Annotated in this window: 12 protein-coding genes; 2 read left to right on the top strand and 10 right to left on the bottom strand. The window is 35.0% G+C overall.

The genetic code is table 11. The features are described from left to right. Nucleotides 1-260: 260 nt before the first annotated feature. From LKACC16343_RS03445 to LKACC16343_RS03430, 4 genes are all read right to left on the bottom strand, one after another. Nucleotides 261-2,054 carry a hypothetical protein gene (locus tag LKACC16343_RS03445; protein ID WP_056954202.1) on the bottom strand — a complete coding sequence of 598 codons (1,794 nt, stop codon included), beginning with the start codon at nucleotides 2,052-2,054 and terminating at the stop codon, nucleotides 261-263. A gap of 167 nt (nucleotides 2,055-2,221) precedes the next feature. Further along, on the bottom strand, nucleotides 2,222-3,850 hold the full coding sequence (locus LKACC16343_RS03440) for an APC family permease (protein WP_056954200.1): 1,629 nt from the start codon (nucleotides 3,848-3,850) through the stop codon (nucleotides 2,222-2,224). Between the two features lie 330 nt (nucleotides 3,851-4,180). Continuing rightward, nucleotides 4,181-5,803, bottom strand: a complete 1,623-nt coding sequence (locus LKACC16343_RS03435) for an APC family permease (RefSeq protein WP_056954199.1) — start codon at nucleotides 5,801-5,803, stop codon at nucleotides 4,181-4,183. A gap of 106 nt (nucleotides 5,804-5,909) precedes the next feature. Then, nucleotides 5,910-6,464, bottom strand: coding sequence for a TetR/AcrR family transcriptional regulator (locus LKACC16343_RS03430; RefSeq protein ID WP_056954198.1), 555 nt, complete (start codon nucleotides 6,462-6,464; stop codon nucleotides 5,910-5,912). Between the two features lie 127 nt (nucleotides 6,465-6,591). On the opposite strand from LKACC16343_RS03430, the gene LKACC16343_RS03425 reads away from it, so the two are divergent. Both LKACC16343_RS03425 and LKACC16343_RS03420 read left to right on the top strand, forming a co-directional pair. Next, on the top strand, nucleotides 6,592-7,644 hold the full coding sequence (locus LKACC16343_RS03425; RefSeq protein ID WP_056954196.1) for an ABC transporter permease: 1,053 nt from the start codon (nucleotides 6,592-6,594) through the stop codon (nucleotides 7,642-7,644). Further along, complete coding sequence (locus LKACC16343_RS03420; protein WP_056954194.1) at nucleotides 7,644-8,312, top strand: ABC transporter ATP-binding protein; 669 nt, start codon at nucleotides 7,644-7,646, stop codon at nucleotides 8,310-8,312. The genes LKACC16343_RS03425 and LKACC16343_RS03420 overlap by 1 nt, the downstream gene beginning before the upstream one ends. A 200-nt stretch (nucleotides 8,313-8,512) precedes the next feature. On the opposite strand, the gene LKACC16343_RS03415 is transcribed toward LKACC16343_RS03420, so the two are convergent. From LKACC16343_RS03415 to LKACC16343_RS03390, 6 genes are all read right to left on the bottom strand, one after another. Further along, nucleotides 8,513-8,920 (bottom strand): DUF3021 domain-containing protein, encoded by a 408-nt coding sequence (locus tag LKACC16343_RS03415; RefSeq protein WP_056954192.1) that lies wholly within the window; start codon nucleotides 8,918-8,920, stop codon nucleotides 8,513-8,515. A 1-nt stretch (nucleotide 8,921) separates the two neighbouring features. After that, the gene (locus tag LKACC16343_RS03410) at nucleotides 8,922-9,380 is read right to left on the bottom strand and encodes a LytTR family DNA-binding domain-containing protein (protein WP_056954190.1); all 459 of its coding nucleotides are present in this window, start codon (nucleotides 9,378-9,380) and stop codon (nucleotides 8,922-8,924) included. Between the two features lie 12 nt (nucleotides 9,381-9,392). Then, entirely contained in the window at nucleotides 9,393-10,250 is an 858-nt protein-coding gene (locus tag LKACC16343_RS03405; RefSeq protein WP_056954188.1) for an ABC transporter permease, read from the bottom strand. Nucleotide 10,251: 1 nt separating this feature from the next. After that, nucleotides 10,252-11,127 (bottom strand): ABC transporter ATP-binding protein, encoded by an 876-nt coding sequence (locus tag LKACC16343_RS03400; RefSeq protein WP_087721258.1) that lies wholly within the window; start codon nucleotides 11,125-11,127, stop codon nucleotides 10,252-10,254. A gap of 157 nt (nucleotides 11,128-11,284) precedes the next feature. Next, the gene (locus tag LKACC16343_RS03395) at nucleotides 11,285-11,878 is read right to left on the bottom strand and encodes an NAD-dependent epimerase/dehydratase family protein (RefSeq protein ID WP_056954184.1); all 594 of its coding nucleotides are present in this window, start codon (nucleotides 11,876-11,878) and stop codon (nucleotides 11,285-11,287) included. Nucleotides 11,879-11,907: 29 nt separating this feature from the next. Continuing rightward, nucleotides 11,908-12,825: an aldo/keto reductase gene (locus tag LKACC16343_RS03390; protein ID WP_056954182.1), complete on the bottom strand. Its 918-nt coding sequence runs from the start codon at nucleotides 12,823-12,825 to the stop codon at nucleotides 11,908-11,910. Between the last annotated feature and the right edge of the window lie 28 nt (nucleotides 12,826-12,853).

The raw sequence follows: 12,853 nt of genomic DNA, 5'->3' as shown, positions 1-12,853 counted from the left end.
ATACTATTCAATCTAGTTTTAAAAACTAGATAGTTTGATAAAGATAAATTTGCATTACCATTCTTTACGACAAGAAAATTTAGTTGGAATGTCATAAGTAAATTTCTTATTGCTTTAGACTAAATGGTAATTCGATTGTTCGCTTTGAACAAATATTTTAATCTTTTATTTTTGTATCAAAAAAAGCGTCCATATCAACCTTATATAGGTCAACATGAACGTTTCCTTAGCGCTTAAAGCTTCTTTCTTGTCACAATTTTTTACTTATCGTCTAATCCACTAATCACTACTGATGATGAGATATTAACTGTATTTTCTGATACTGATCCTGAGAATTTCACTTTGTCTCCGTCTCTCACAAAGACATTTTTAGGATCATTCTTACTTGAAGCATAGAAAATTTTATCGCTATTATTCAATAGAAAAATGATATTGTCACTATCAATAACTGCTCGTTTGACTGTCCCACTAAATACCCTTTCAACACTTGTATTGGACGAACTGGCTGTGGTTAGTCCATTGGAAACCAATGCACGATATTTTGTCAAAGTAGTTTTGGCATCGTTGCCTACAGAAACAGTACTTTGAGTTCCGTTACCATTCGCTAAAAGATAAACATAAGACATAAATGCCCCATTTGAATCTATCATTGAAACGATCCAAGTTGGTTTGCCATCAATTCTATAAAGTAATGGCATGCTTGCTTTCCATTGGGTCTGCTTCATTCTATTTTCAGCGAGGCTCTTTGCTCTATTAGGTGTCATTGCATCTTCTTTTTCACGATAGAAATAAGTTTTACCGTTTCTGGCATTAACATAAATATATCCTAATACAGAAGTTTGCTTCTTATTCTTACTTGTCATTGAAGCAAAATAATATACCTGACCTTTATAAGAAATCGGAGTAAATTCTTTATTTACTCCTTCTGTTCCCACATTATCAACGGCTTCCATAACGCCAGTTCTTGAGCCACCGATTCCATGAGCATTCCACCAGCCATTTCTGTCACTGCTAAAGGATTCAACCTTACTTGAGGCAATACCAGGATCAAATGTCACATCTAACCATTTAGGTGCATTCTTTTGTTCAATGATTCGTGTCTTTCCTGTTTCTGCATCAACCATGCCTAACCACGTTTTTTTATAGTTAGGAGATCTAGTGATTCCATACGTTTTGTAAAGTGTTTTTACATAGTATGGCTTCCCTTTTTCATCGATCTCTAATTGCGCATCTCCACCTGTCAGCACTAAGTTGGAACCTTTAATTGCTGAATAAATGCGTCTATTAACATCATGTCCAAAATATGCTGATGGAGTATAAGCCATATCTTTCTTTACAAATTTTGGATGAGAATTCTTTGAGGTTGCGTCGACAATAAAATATCCAGGTACTTTCTTATAGTGTACATATCTAAAGAAATCACCTTCAAAATCCAGTGGTGCAATATAAACTAATTTTCCATGATAAAACTGAACTCTTAAATGATTCAAGCTATAAACGTTTGAATTCTTAACATTAGAAAGAGAATTTTGCAGCTGACTGCTGACAGTTTTGTTCGAATTAACAACCGGAACTTCCTTCTTGCTGGAGCTAATTACTGGCATCGGTGCATCTTTTACTTGTTGTGACTGTTGAACGTTCGTTGTCTTAGCGATTGCTTTAGCAAAAGGCCGCATGTTAACGATGGTTCCTAATGCAACCACGATAACTAATGCCAAAATAATACCGAATCCTGGTTTAGCAATATATTTGAGATTTAAACTAGATCCACCATGCGCACTTCTAACACTAAACTTACTAGAGCTAAAAATTAAGAATAGTATTCCAAAGATAGTTGTACATAGCAACAGATTAATAAGATTGTAAAAAATTACATTATACAAATAAGCCCCCGGTAAGAATATAAACACATACAGATATTGGATCAAAAAAATGATCAACTGTAAGCCAGCATAAAAAACTGTATGTTTCTTATCAAAAACTATTGCCAAAATCATTGGCAAGAATGATAACATTCCAAATTTCAGCGTCAAAATCAAAAAATCATAAAACACAATAATCCCCTCCCTATTAGTCATAGAATATCATATTTTGATTGGGGACCATTAGATTGCAAAAAAATTTGAAGGTTCTTTCTTATATTTTAGTTTCCCATCAACCTCCTACCGCCTCAGTCAGCTTTTCTTTTTATGAAGGACGGCAATAAAAAAAGCCTTGAACATTACTCAAGACTTTCTTTAAGATTATATTCACGCCAACCAAAGGCAACCGTCATAACGATGCCAATCGCTGTTAATAAGACGATATAACCAACATTACTACTGAAATTAGTATCTCCCAGATACAAATCACCAAGCAAAGTTGCTAAGACAGTTACCCAGATTCCAATTCTTTGAGCTCTGGTAAAAGCTGTACCTGTCTGACTTCTTTTTTCTCTCTTTGTTATGTATGGTAATACAAAACCTAAGCCAATTAAAACAAATATAGCTACAAAATTAATAACTAATTCATACCACCACATTGAAGATCCGAAAGCAACATCTTGTGGACCGACTGCAGCAATTGTAGCTACTCCTGTCAGACCCAGACACCACCAGCCAACAATCAATGACATGGTTTTATTCTTAATATAAACATACCCTGATGAATAAATATCATCTCTCATTCTAACCTTGATGAAGGACCAGAAAATCCAACATGTAACTCCCGGTGAAATGATTCCATTCAGGTTCAATAACCAATTGAAGATATCCTTCATATTTGGTAACAAAATACCTAAGAACATGATGAAAGCACTCAAAGCTACAGTTAGTATATAACCATTAATTGGTAAACCAGCTGAATTAGTCTTTCTCAAAAATTCTGGCATGTATTTGTTGCCAGTATCAGAAATCAACATTCTGGTCATGGCATTCAATAACACTGCTAACAAAGCTGCTAAGTAAAAGATTTCCGTGAAGGCGAATAAGTACATTAATGTATTACCCATATGGAATTTATTACCTAAAGCCTGGAAAGCATAGTAGGAACCATTGATCTTCAAGTCATCTGGTAGATGATAGGCGTTAAAGAAAACACCTAATGAGAATGATCCAAAGATTGTCAAAAAGCCTGTCATAACAGACAACATAATCATGGCTTTAGGAAAATCTTTATTAGGGTTACGCATTTTCGTAACGAATGGAGCAATTCTTTCAGCCCCGTTAATAGCAAAAATCAAAAATCCTAAAGTTGTTAAATAGTGGAGATTGAATGAAGGTACAATCGTATGGAAAGTTAGTGGTTTAGTCGCAATATGACCACCCATCATTAAGGCCGTAACGGTCATTATTACAAATAGAACCGTCATTCCAAACATGGCAATCCCACCAATTGTACTCAGTACTTCCAATGAATGTTCAAATCGTGACTGAATAATAATGAAGAAAATGAATATCAATAATGTGAATAGTGCGAAATGACTGTTCGACATTTGAGACTGCATTCTGTCACTGCCGTTAACAACCCAGCCCATGGCTACAGCAATTGTATTTGCCGTATCAACGACATAAGGAATCGAGGCGGCCCAGTATGTCCAAGCTGCAAAATATCCTAAGAATTCTCCACTAGTTTCTCTGACCCACGATGTTAATCCACCACCGTCATCATCAAAGGTCGACCCTAGTTGGCCTACCATCAATGAATATGGAATAACATACAGTAAAATCATGATGATCCAGGACGTAATGACGCCCATTCCTTGATTTTGAAAATTGTAGGTTAGATCATCGAATCCAACTACAGTTACAAAATCCATTAGAGCTAGCACTGGCCAGCTAATATATTTCTTCTTTGTTCCTAAATCTGTCATGGCGTTTTCCTCAGTGAAAATAAATCATACTTTCTTAATTTACTCACCAAACGGTTACTTAAAATATACAATATTTTTTGCTAAATAAATTAAAAAATGATTCGAAAGTATAAAAAAATTTAAGCGCTTACTTCCCCGACATGACCGCAACAGTAACTGTTGCCTATTTTGTGTACAATTTGGAAAGTTAGCGACTCGAAATATTTTACCATAAAAGCAACGAACTAGATATATAAAAATTTTTTAAACAAATATTTAGACAACAAAATAACGCCTATTTAGAATTCACACAATATATGCAGTGAAATTCTGAATAGACGCTATTATTTATTATGCTTCTTTTAGATTATATTCCTTCCAACCGAAGGCGATAACCAGAGCTATTCCGACTATACTGATAATCACGATTGAAACGATGTTGTGTTCATAATTAGAACCACCTAAAGCCAAATCACCAACAATTGTTAGGAACAAAGCAGCTAGGATTCCTGTCCATTGTAGACGTGTAAAGGCTGAACCAGTAGTACTTCTACCTTCACGGCGTGTTACGTATGGTAAGACAACACCCAAACCAATCAAGACGATAATGGCAATGAAGTTAATTACTAATTCATACCACCATGTTGATGAAGCAAACTTAACATCTTGAGGTCCAATACCAAAGATTGTAGCTATGGCAGTGATGATCAAGCACCACCAACCAACAGCTAGAGCTAATTTATCATTTTTAATATAGACATAGTCTGAAGGGAATTTTTGACTGTCTTGTCTGATCTTAATGAAAGCAAAGAAGATCCAGCAAGTAACACCCGGTGAAATAATTCCGTTCAAGTTTAATAGCCAATTGAAAATATCATTCATACTTGGTAAGAAAATACCTAGTAACATGATGAAAGCACTCAAACCACAAGTTAATAAGTAACCATTAACTGGTAGGCCATTGGAATTAGTTTTACGTAAGACCTTAGGCATGTACTTAGCACCTGTATCAGAGATCAACATTCTTGTCATAGCGTCCAATAGAACGGCTAACAAGGCTGCTAGGTAAAATACTTCAGTCCAAGCAAAGATATACATCAAAGTATTACCCATATGATATTGCTTACCTAAAGCTTGGAATGCATAGTAAGAACCATTCATCTTCAAGTCATTTGGTAAGTTGAATCCATCAAAGAACACACCCAATGAGAATGAACCAAAGATAGTCAAGAAGGCCGTCATAACGGCTAACATGATCATAGCTTTAGGGAATTCACGCTTAGGATGACGCATCTTTGTAACGAAAGGTGCGATAAGTTCGGCACCATTAACCGCATAAATCAACAAACCAATCGTTGTTAGATAATGAAGATCAAACTTAGGTACGATTGTATGAAGATTCATTGGTTGTGTTGCAATATGACCACCAGCAGCAAGTCCGGCAAAAGTCATTAACACAAACAATACAGTCATTCCAAACATGGCGATACCACCAATTGTACTCAAAACTTCAAGTGAGCGTTTGAAACGAGATTGTACAAAAATAAAGACAATAAAAGTAATCAATGTCCAAAAAGCAAACCAGCCGTTTGACATTTGGCTTTGCATCTTGGCATTACCGTTGTAGGCCCATCCGAGTCCAACAACGATTGAGTTAGCAGTATCAACAACATAAGGAATTGAAGCTGCCCAGTAAGTCCACGCAGTAAAGTAACCTAGAAATTCACCACTAGTACCACGAACCCATGAAGTAAGTCCCCCACCTTCATGATTGAAAACTGATCCTAATTGACCAACCATTAATGAATATGGAATAACATATAAAAATAGCATGATGACCCAAGAGGTAATAACACCCATACCCTGGTTCTGGAAGTTATAAGTTAAATCATCAAACCCGATTACGGTAACAAAATCCATTAAGGCAAGAATAGGCCAGCTTATATAGTTCTTTTTTGGTTCTAAATCTTCCATAATAAGCTCCTATAATTTATATACATATTTAACACAAGATTATATTTTACTCTTTTGAGTTTATATACATAGAGCCTAAAAACGTTTTCTTGAATTAAATTGTTTGTTATTTGTCGATTTCGATTGTTGAAATCAATAATTTATCAGCTAAATTCGATAGTTTAGTAATATCAAAATCTTTTTTGCGCATCGCTGTATGCAAAACGCCGACCATTCCCCAGCAACAATAATTCAAAATATATTCAGCTTCGATTTGATTGGAAAAAGGAATTACTCGTTGGCCGTTCGTAACGGTTAACTGAATTAATTTCTGCATCAACTCCGAATCTGGATTGCGACACAAGACACCAATCATTTTTTGATTAGCTTCTATATAAGACATAACGACTTTGAAAAATTGTGGGCCAATGGCACTCTTATCATTTGGAGGTTCAAACTCCTCTAGTATTTCAGAAAAATGATGCATTACATAGTCTTCCGTTTTATGAAGCAAGTCATAAATATCCTCGTAATGAAGATAAAATGTGCGACGATTGATGTCAGCTTTGTCAGTGATTTTTTGAATCGTTATTTCTTCAATTGGCATGACTGACATTAAATCGATGAAATTTTCACGGATAGATTTCTGCGTACGTCTAGTACGGCGATCATTTTCATTCATTTTGAACCCTCCTTTACTTCACAACTTGGTGCTTTTTGTGTATTAAGACACGAATTACATTGGTCTGTTTATTGTTCACAAAGCACTTTCTTAATATTATAAAGCCATAAGTCAAGGAGGTACAAACATGTATTTAACTTTAAGGGAACTCAGACACGACAAATGGAAATTCAGTGCCTTAGGATTAATCATCTTTTTGATTGTCTTTTTAGTCCTATTCATCACTGGATTAGCTAATGGTCTGGCCAATGACAGTGGTTCAGCCATCAAAGAGACCCCTGCCGAAACATTTATTCTTCAAAAAGGATCACAAGCTCGACTCAATCGTTCCAATCTATCAAAGAAGGATTGGCAAAAGTTTCAAAACAAATATCATAACGACGCTACAAAATTAAGTGTCGCTCAAATGACTATCCAAAGAAAAAATAATGCTAGCAAGAAAACAGATATTGCCTACTTCGTCATAAATCAGGACAGTTTTCTTACTCCTAAAACTGTTAAAAAGACTGACGGCAATCAGGTTTATGTCAGTCGTAAACTAGAATCTGACGGTTACAAAGTCGGTGACAGTTTCAAAGACTCAAACAGTGGTAAAACTTTTAAAATTGCTGGCTTCACCAATACTGAATCTTACTCACATTCACCTGTTATTTATTTAAACAATCAGCAGGCCAAAAATATTCTACCCGACTCCAATAGTTTCAACGCTATTGCTTTAAAGAACAATCTAACTAAGAAATCTGGTTACCAAGTTATCAGCAAGCAAACTTTAATTAACAATATCCCTGGTTATTCGGCTGAACAAAGTTCACTTTATTTAATGATTGGTTTCCTATATCTCATTTCATTATTCGTTCTCGCTGTTTTCTTCTACATTATCAATTTACAAAAACTCAGCGATTTCGGAACCCTCAAGGCTTTGGGTACGAATACTGGCTACTTAGTCAGACACGTCCTATCTGAAATGGGACTATTGTCTGTAAGTGGAATTCTTGTCTCATTTTTAGTAACTTATCTGATTCAACTGAAAATGCCTGCCTCAATGCCATTTAGTCTTAGTTTGACAACACTTTTAGGAACCGGACTACTATTTCTCATCATTGCACTTTTAAGTGCGCTTCTCTCACTCATCAAAGTTGTCAAAGTCGATCCTATCAACACTATCGGAGGTAACAATTAATGTCAGTTTTAGAATTGAAAAATATTATCAAAAATTATCCCGATGGAGAAAACATCAATGAAGTTTTGAAAGACATCTCCTTCCACGTCGAAAAAGGCGAATTTGCTGCCATTATTGGACCTAGTGGTGCTGGTAAAAGTACTTTACTCACAATTATGGGTGCCCTGCTTTCGCCTAGTTCTGGAACTGTTTTGCTGAATAATCAAGATATCAGTCACTTTTCCAAAAAACAACAGACTCAACTTCGTTTAAATGAGATCGGTTTTATTTTCCAAAATTCTGATTTGATTCCTTATTTAAAGATTTCTGAACAACTACAATTCATCCAAAAAATTTCTAACAAGAAACCAACTGATGCCATCGCTATTCTCAAGCAATTAGGATTGGGACATCGTTTAAACAGTTATCCCAATGCTCTTTCTGGCGGTGAAAAACAACGTGTCGCTATCGCTAGAGCTTTTATCAATCAACCCGATTTGATCTTAGCTGACGAACCTACAGCCAGCTTGGATTCAAAACGTGGTCGTGAAGTCGTTCAGATTATTCAAGAAACTGTTCACCAACAAGATAAAGCCGCCGTGATGGTGACACACGACGAACGTGTTCTTGATTTAGTTGATTCCATTTGGCAAATTGAAGATGGTAAACTGAAGAAAGTAAATAAGTAGTTTGAAAGGCTTAAATTATGCGACTAACTTGGCTGTTCTTACTCAAACTTGGTTAAGGTGTGAATCCCGTCTTCCGCAAGAATTGGAAATGTGTTGGAACGCTATGGGCATGACTTGAAGCTAAGTATGTTTAATACGTAATTTTGTAAAAAAAAACGACCTCTATTAAGAGATTCAAGTAAAAGATCTATCTTGAACACCTAATGGAGGTCGTTTTTTTTATTACGTATTTTTACTAACTTAGTTAATTTCTTGGCAGCAACCATTTGATTGAGATATATTCCCAACCAAATAAAGAGATAAATAATAACAAACGTAAACAGATTGTTCCAACTGTGTTTGGATAAAACACTAAGCCACCCATTGTAAGAAGTCATTGCTATTACTAAAGCCAAAGTGACAACAAAATGAATCACTATTTCTAATAAAATATTTAAATCATATTCAAATATCATCGATATCCAACCGATAAAAAGACTCATAATCCAAATACTGATAATATTTTGAGGTGTAACTGTGGTTGTGCCCTGCATAATAAGAATTGCTAAATAGGTTAACGATCCAATCAGAATTCCAATCAAGCCATAACGGAAAAGTTTTCTTATCATCTTACATCCCCAAGCTTTCTTTTAATTGTGTTAAATATTTACGACTAACGGTTAATTTTTCATCATTATCCATAAAAGCTAGCATATTACCCGAAAACGACGCTTCCAATGAACTCAAATGATTCAGATTTATCACGGCGCTTTTAGAAATCTGGATAAAGTCACCATTATTCAGACGTTGATACATTTCTTTCAATTTTCCTCTTAATTTATACGCCTTTATTTGTGTATAAACCGTTAATTCATTTTTGTATACTTCAATCGCGATAATCTCATCTAATTGAATCATAACAACACGATCATCTACCGCTAATGGTACGACATCAGTATGATTATCCAAATTATCAATTGTTTTCATCAAATTTTGGACGTCACCAGAAAAACTTTGTGCCTCAACAGTTACTTTAGCTTTGTCCACCGGCATGTCATCTTTTTGTTGATAATTAATTTCTATTTTCATGAGTTTTCCTAATTAAACTTTATTTAGAACTACATTTTTATTATATCGGTAAAATCCAAGAATTAGGACAATCACAATTACAAAAGTTATTCCCATGTTAAATGTCTCCGTGGAAAATCCTTTGCCAATGATGATTCCCATTGATTTTTTGAAATTCAAAATTTTATCCACAGGTAATCCTTTTAATGCATGATTCAGTTCTTTATTCATCATTACCTGTCGATAAATTGCAGCATTATATGGAGCTGGTGTTAATTTAATCAACGATTTAGCAAAAGTAGGCATGGCTCCGATAGGAAAATAAACTCCCGCAAAGAATCCGGCTGCAGTTCCAATAATCGTATTGATTTTTCCAAAGGTATCAGAGGTCTTCACAAAAGTAAAAATCAAGAGATTGATTGCCGACCACAACAAACTACTTAAAATCATCAATCCTAATAACTTTAGAAAAACTATTCCATCAAAACTTATCTTGTCCTGAATCATGAAATAAACTTGCATGATGGCGTACATAAAACCTTGCATAATAAAACCAATTATCCAAGCACTTAATAGATAGGATAACGTAATTTTAGTGTAGGAGGTATCAGTTAAAACTAAATCAGCTAATCGATTACTTTCACGGTCACTAACTAAATTGTTCATCGCACCTCCGGTAGTGGTTATTGCCGTGACTGTCAAAGTTCCACCTATCAACCAATAATCTAATATTCTTTTTGAATCTTTAATTGCTGACCAACTTTCTTGCATATTCTGTCTTAAAAAAATTAAATAGAGTACAAATGAAATCAATGCTCCCAATAACGAGAAGAAAACTTTACCTTTACTAGAGAAGAACAATCTTAAATTACGCTCAATTAAACTTTTCATCCTATTCGACCTCTCTCCCTGTCAGATTCAAAAAGATATCATCCATATTGCCTTGTCGATAATCAAAACTGACTATTTGATCAGATAACTGACTCAGAATTTCTAAGCAATCCGATGTTGATACGGATATAGAAATTTTATTTCCATCCCACTGGTATTGATATTTTCCTGGTAATTGAACATTCTTTGATCTAACCTTCATTGTTAAACGATTCTGAGCATATTTACATTTCAAATTCTCCACAGAATCCGATGCAATAATTTCACCATGATCAATTACATAAACAAAATCTGCTTCCTCGGCTTCTTCTAGATAATGTGTTGTCAAAATTATGGTCAAATTCATTTCTCGACGTAATTCATTAAGAACCTGCCAGATTAATTCTCGCGTTTGAATATCCAAACCTGTTGTTGGCTCATCAAGAAATAAAACCTCTGGTTCATGCAGTAATGCACGTACAATATCGACTCGTCGCTTCTGACCTCCAGACAAAGTTCGATATTTCTGATCAATAATTTTTTGTAGCGCAAATTTTTCAATCCAATAATCGAGATTACGACTTAAATGTGGATACAAACCCCGACGGATCATTAAATTTTGTCTGACTGTCAAATCATCATCTAAAATGCTCTCTTGAAAAACAACACCAATCTTTTGACGATATACCTTCTCTTGAGGAGTAAATCCGTTTAAAGATATCCGCCCTTCAGTTGGTTGAATAATTCCAATCAACATATTGATCGTAGTCGATTTTCCTGCCCCATTAGGTCCCAAGAAGGCTACTAAATCTCCTTTTTTGATTGATAAATTAATATTCTTAACAACCGTTTTATGATTGAATTTTTTAGTAAGATTTTGAACTTGTAAAAACATAATTTTGACCTCCTTTGTTGAGTGAAGTCATTATAGCCAGGACTTTTTTATCATGGTTTAATTTTTCGATAAGTGGTCAAAATTGGTTGTTAAGATGTTGATTTTTAAGGATAAAAAAACAAGCAAATCTATTTGATTTGCTTGTTGGCATTTAAATTTATTATTGATCGATATCTTCAACACCTAAAGTAACGTTCTCTTTAGCATTATCAACAGCATCAAGAGCTGCCAAAACAACCATGCTGACAGGTAGACTTCTGTGTGGTTCGTTGCTATCAACGGCTTCTTCATCAGATACCATTGTTGCTGGTCTCAAGATAACACTTCTGAAATTGCGTTTCTTTAAATCGTCTTCGGCATCACGTTTTGTTTGGATGTATCTCTTATTGGCATTAGGAATGTCATCAACTGAGAAGTAAACAAAGACAGGAACATTGTTTTCTTCTGCGGCATCGGCGATATTCAAAGCACTCTCATAGTTAACTTTTTCAAAAGTAAGGTTCTCGTTAGGATCTTCATGCCACTCACCGATTGTATCAATAACAACATCGGCATCTTTCAAATATTGTGTCCAAAATCCTTTAGATAAAGCATTCCCAATCTTCCAATCAACCTTGCTGTGCCATGAGTCATTACCAACTGGTTCTCCAGTTCTAGAAATACTTGTAACTGTATAATCGTCTTCCAAAAGTTGTTGGGCAAACTCCTTACCTGCAAATCCATTTGCTCCTAAAATAACTGCTTTCTTAGTCATAATTTATCCCTCTTTCAATTAATTCAAAGCTATTCAACATCCATAAAAGCTTCGTCAATCATGTGATAATCTTTATCACTCAGTTTGATATCTAATGACTTAACGTTTTGATCAACTTGTTCCGGTTTTCTAGCTCCTGGAATTACGATCGAAATATTAGGGTTTTGCATGTACCAAGCTAAAATAACTTGGGCGACGGTTGCTTCATATCTGTCCGCAATCTTCTCCACAATCTCCAATGAAGTGATAATATCACCAAATTTTTCACGACTGTATTGACTAAACTTATCGCTGTCGCTGAATCTATATTTCCCAGTCAATAAGCCCGACGCTAGTGGGAAATATGGAACAAAGGAAATTTTGTTTTCCTTCAAATATGGGAATAATTCTTTTTCAGCATCACGATGTAACAAGCTGTAATTATCCTCAACAATATCAACGTAACCATCCTTATTGGCTTCTTTGATTTGATCCAATGAAAAATTAGAAACACCAATAGCTCTGATTTTGCCACTCTTTTTGAGTTCATTCAAAGCTCTTACGGCTTGATCCTTAGGTGTCTTTTCATCTGGAAAATGAATATAAAAAATATCAATATAGTCTGTTTTTAATCGTTTTAATGCTTCATCGACAGACTTCTTCAAGAATTCTGGACTATTATCAACTTTATTATTACTAGAATCTTGAGCCGCCTTTGTAGCGATAACCAATTTACTGCGGTCATAATCTTGAATGACATCACCGATAATTTCCTCTGAACGCCCTAAACCGTACATGTAGGCTGTATCCAAAGTAGTGATTCCACTTTCAATAGCTTCTTTAACTACCGCATAACCGTCTTCATCTTTTAAACCAGTAAAAATATTATGGCCACCGACTTTATTTGTCCCCAAGCCTAATTTTTTACTTACTACATCCGTGTTACCAATCTTTACTAAATCAGTCATACGTTCACCTCACTATTTTTGAAACCGT

Origin of the sequence: Companilactobacillus bobalius (assembly GCF_002179915.1) — a bacterium.
In the GTDB taxonomy this organism is placed as follows: domain Bacteria; phylum Bacillota; class Bacilli; order Lactobacillales; family Lactobacillaceae; genus Companilactobacillus; species Companilactobacillus bobalius.
This window is presented reverse-complemented; position numbering and strand designations above follow the sequence as displayed.

What these genes read in the sequence shown, in the direction of transcription:
- LKACC16343_RS03425 (WP_056954196.1), top strand. Translation starts at nt 6,592, where the DNA reads ATGTATTTAACTTTAAGGGAACTCAGACACGACAAATGGAAATTCAGT.
- LKACC16343_RS03395 (WP_056954184.1), bottom strand. Translation starts at nt 11,878, where the DNA reads ATGACTAAGAAAGCAGTTATTTTAGGAGCAAATGGATTTGCAGGTAAG.
- LKACC16343_RS03435 (WP_056954199.1), bottom strand. Translation starts at nt 5,803, where the DNA reads ATGGAAGATTTAGAACCAAAAAAGAACTATATAAGCTGGCCTATTCTT.
- LKACC16343_RS03420 (WP_056954194.1), top strand. Translation starts at nt 7,644, where the DNA reads ATGTCAGTTTTAGAATTGAAAAATATTATCAAAAATTATCCCGATGGA.
- LKACC16343_RS03440 (WP_056954200.1), bottom strand. Translation starts at nt 3,850, where the DNA reads ATGACAGATTTAGGAACAAAGAAGAAATATATTAGCTGGCCAGTGCTA.
- LKACC16343_RS03410 (WP_056954190.1), bottom strand. Translation starts at nt 9,380, where the DNA reads ATGAAAATAGAAATTAATTATCAACAAAAAGATGACATGCCGGTGGAC.
- LKACC16343_RS03405 (WP_056954188.1), bottom strand. Translation starts at nt 10,250, where the DNA reads ATGAAAAGTTTAATTGAGCGTAATTTAAGATTGTTCTTCTCTAGTAAA.
- LKACC16343_RS03415 (WP_056954192.1), bottom strand. Translation starts at nt 8,920, where the DNA reads ATGATAAGAAAACTTTTCCGTTATGGCTTGATTGGAATTCTGATTGGA.
- LKACC16343_RS03390 (WP_056954182.1), bottom strand. Translation starts at nt 12,825, where the DNA reads ATGACTGATTTAGTAAAGATTGGTAACACGGATGTAGTAAGTAAAAAA.
- LKACC16343_RS03430 (WP_056954198.1), bottom strand. Translation starts at nt 6,464, where the DNA reads ATGAATGAAAATGATCGCCGTACTAGACGTACGCAGAAATCTATCCGT.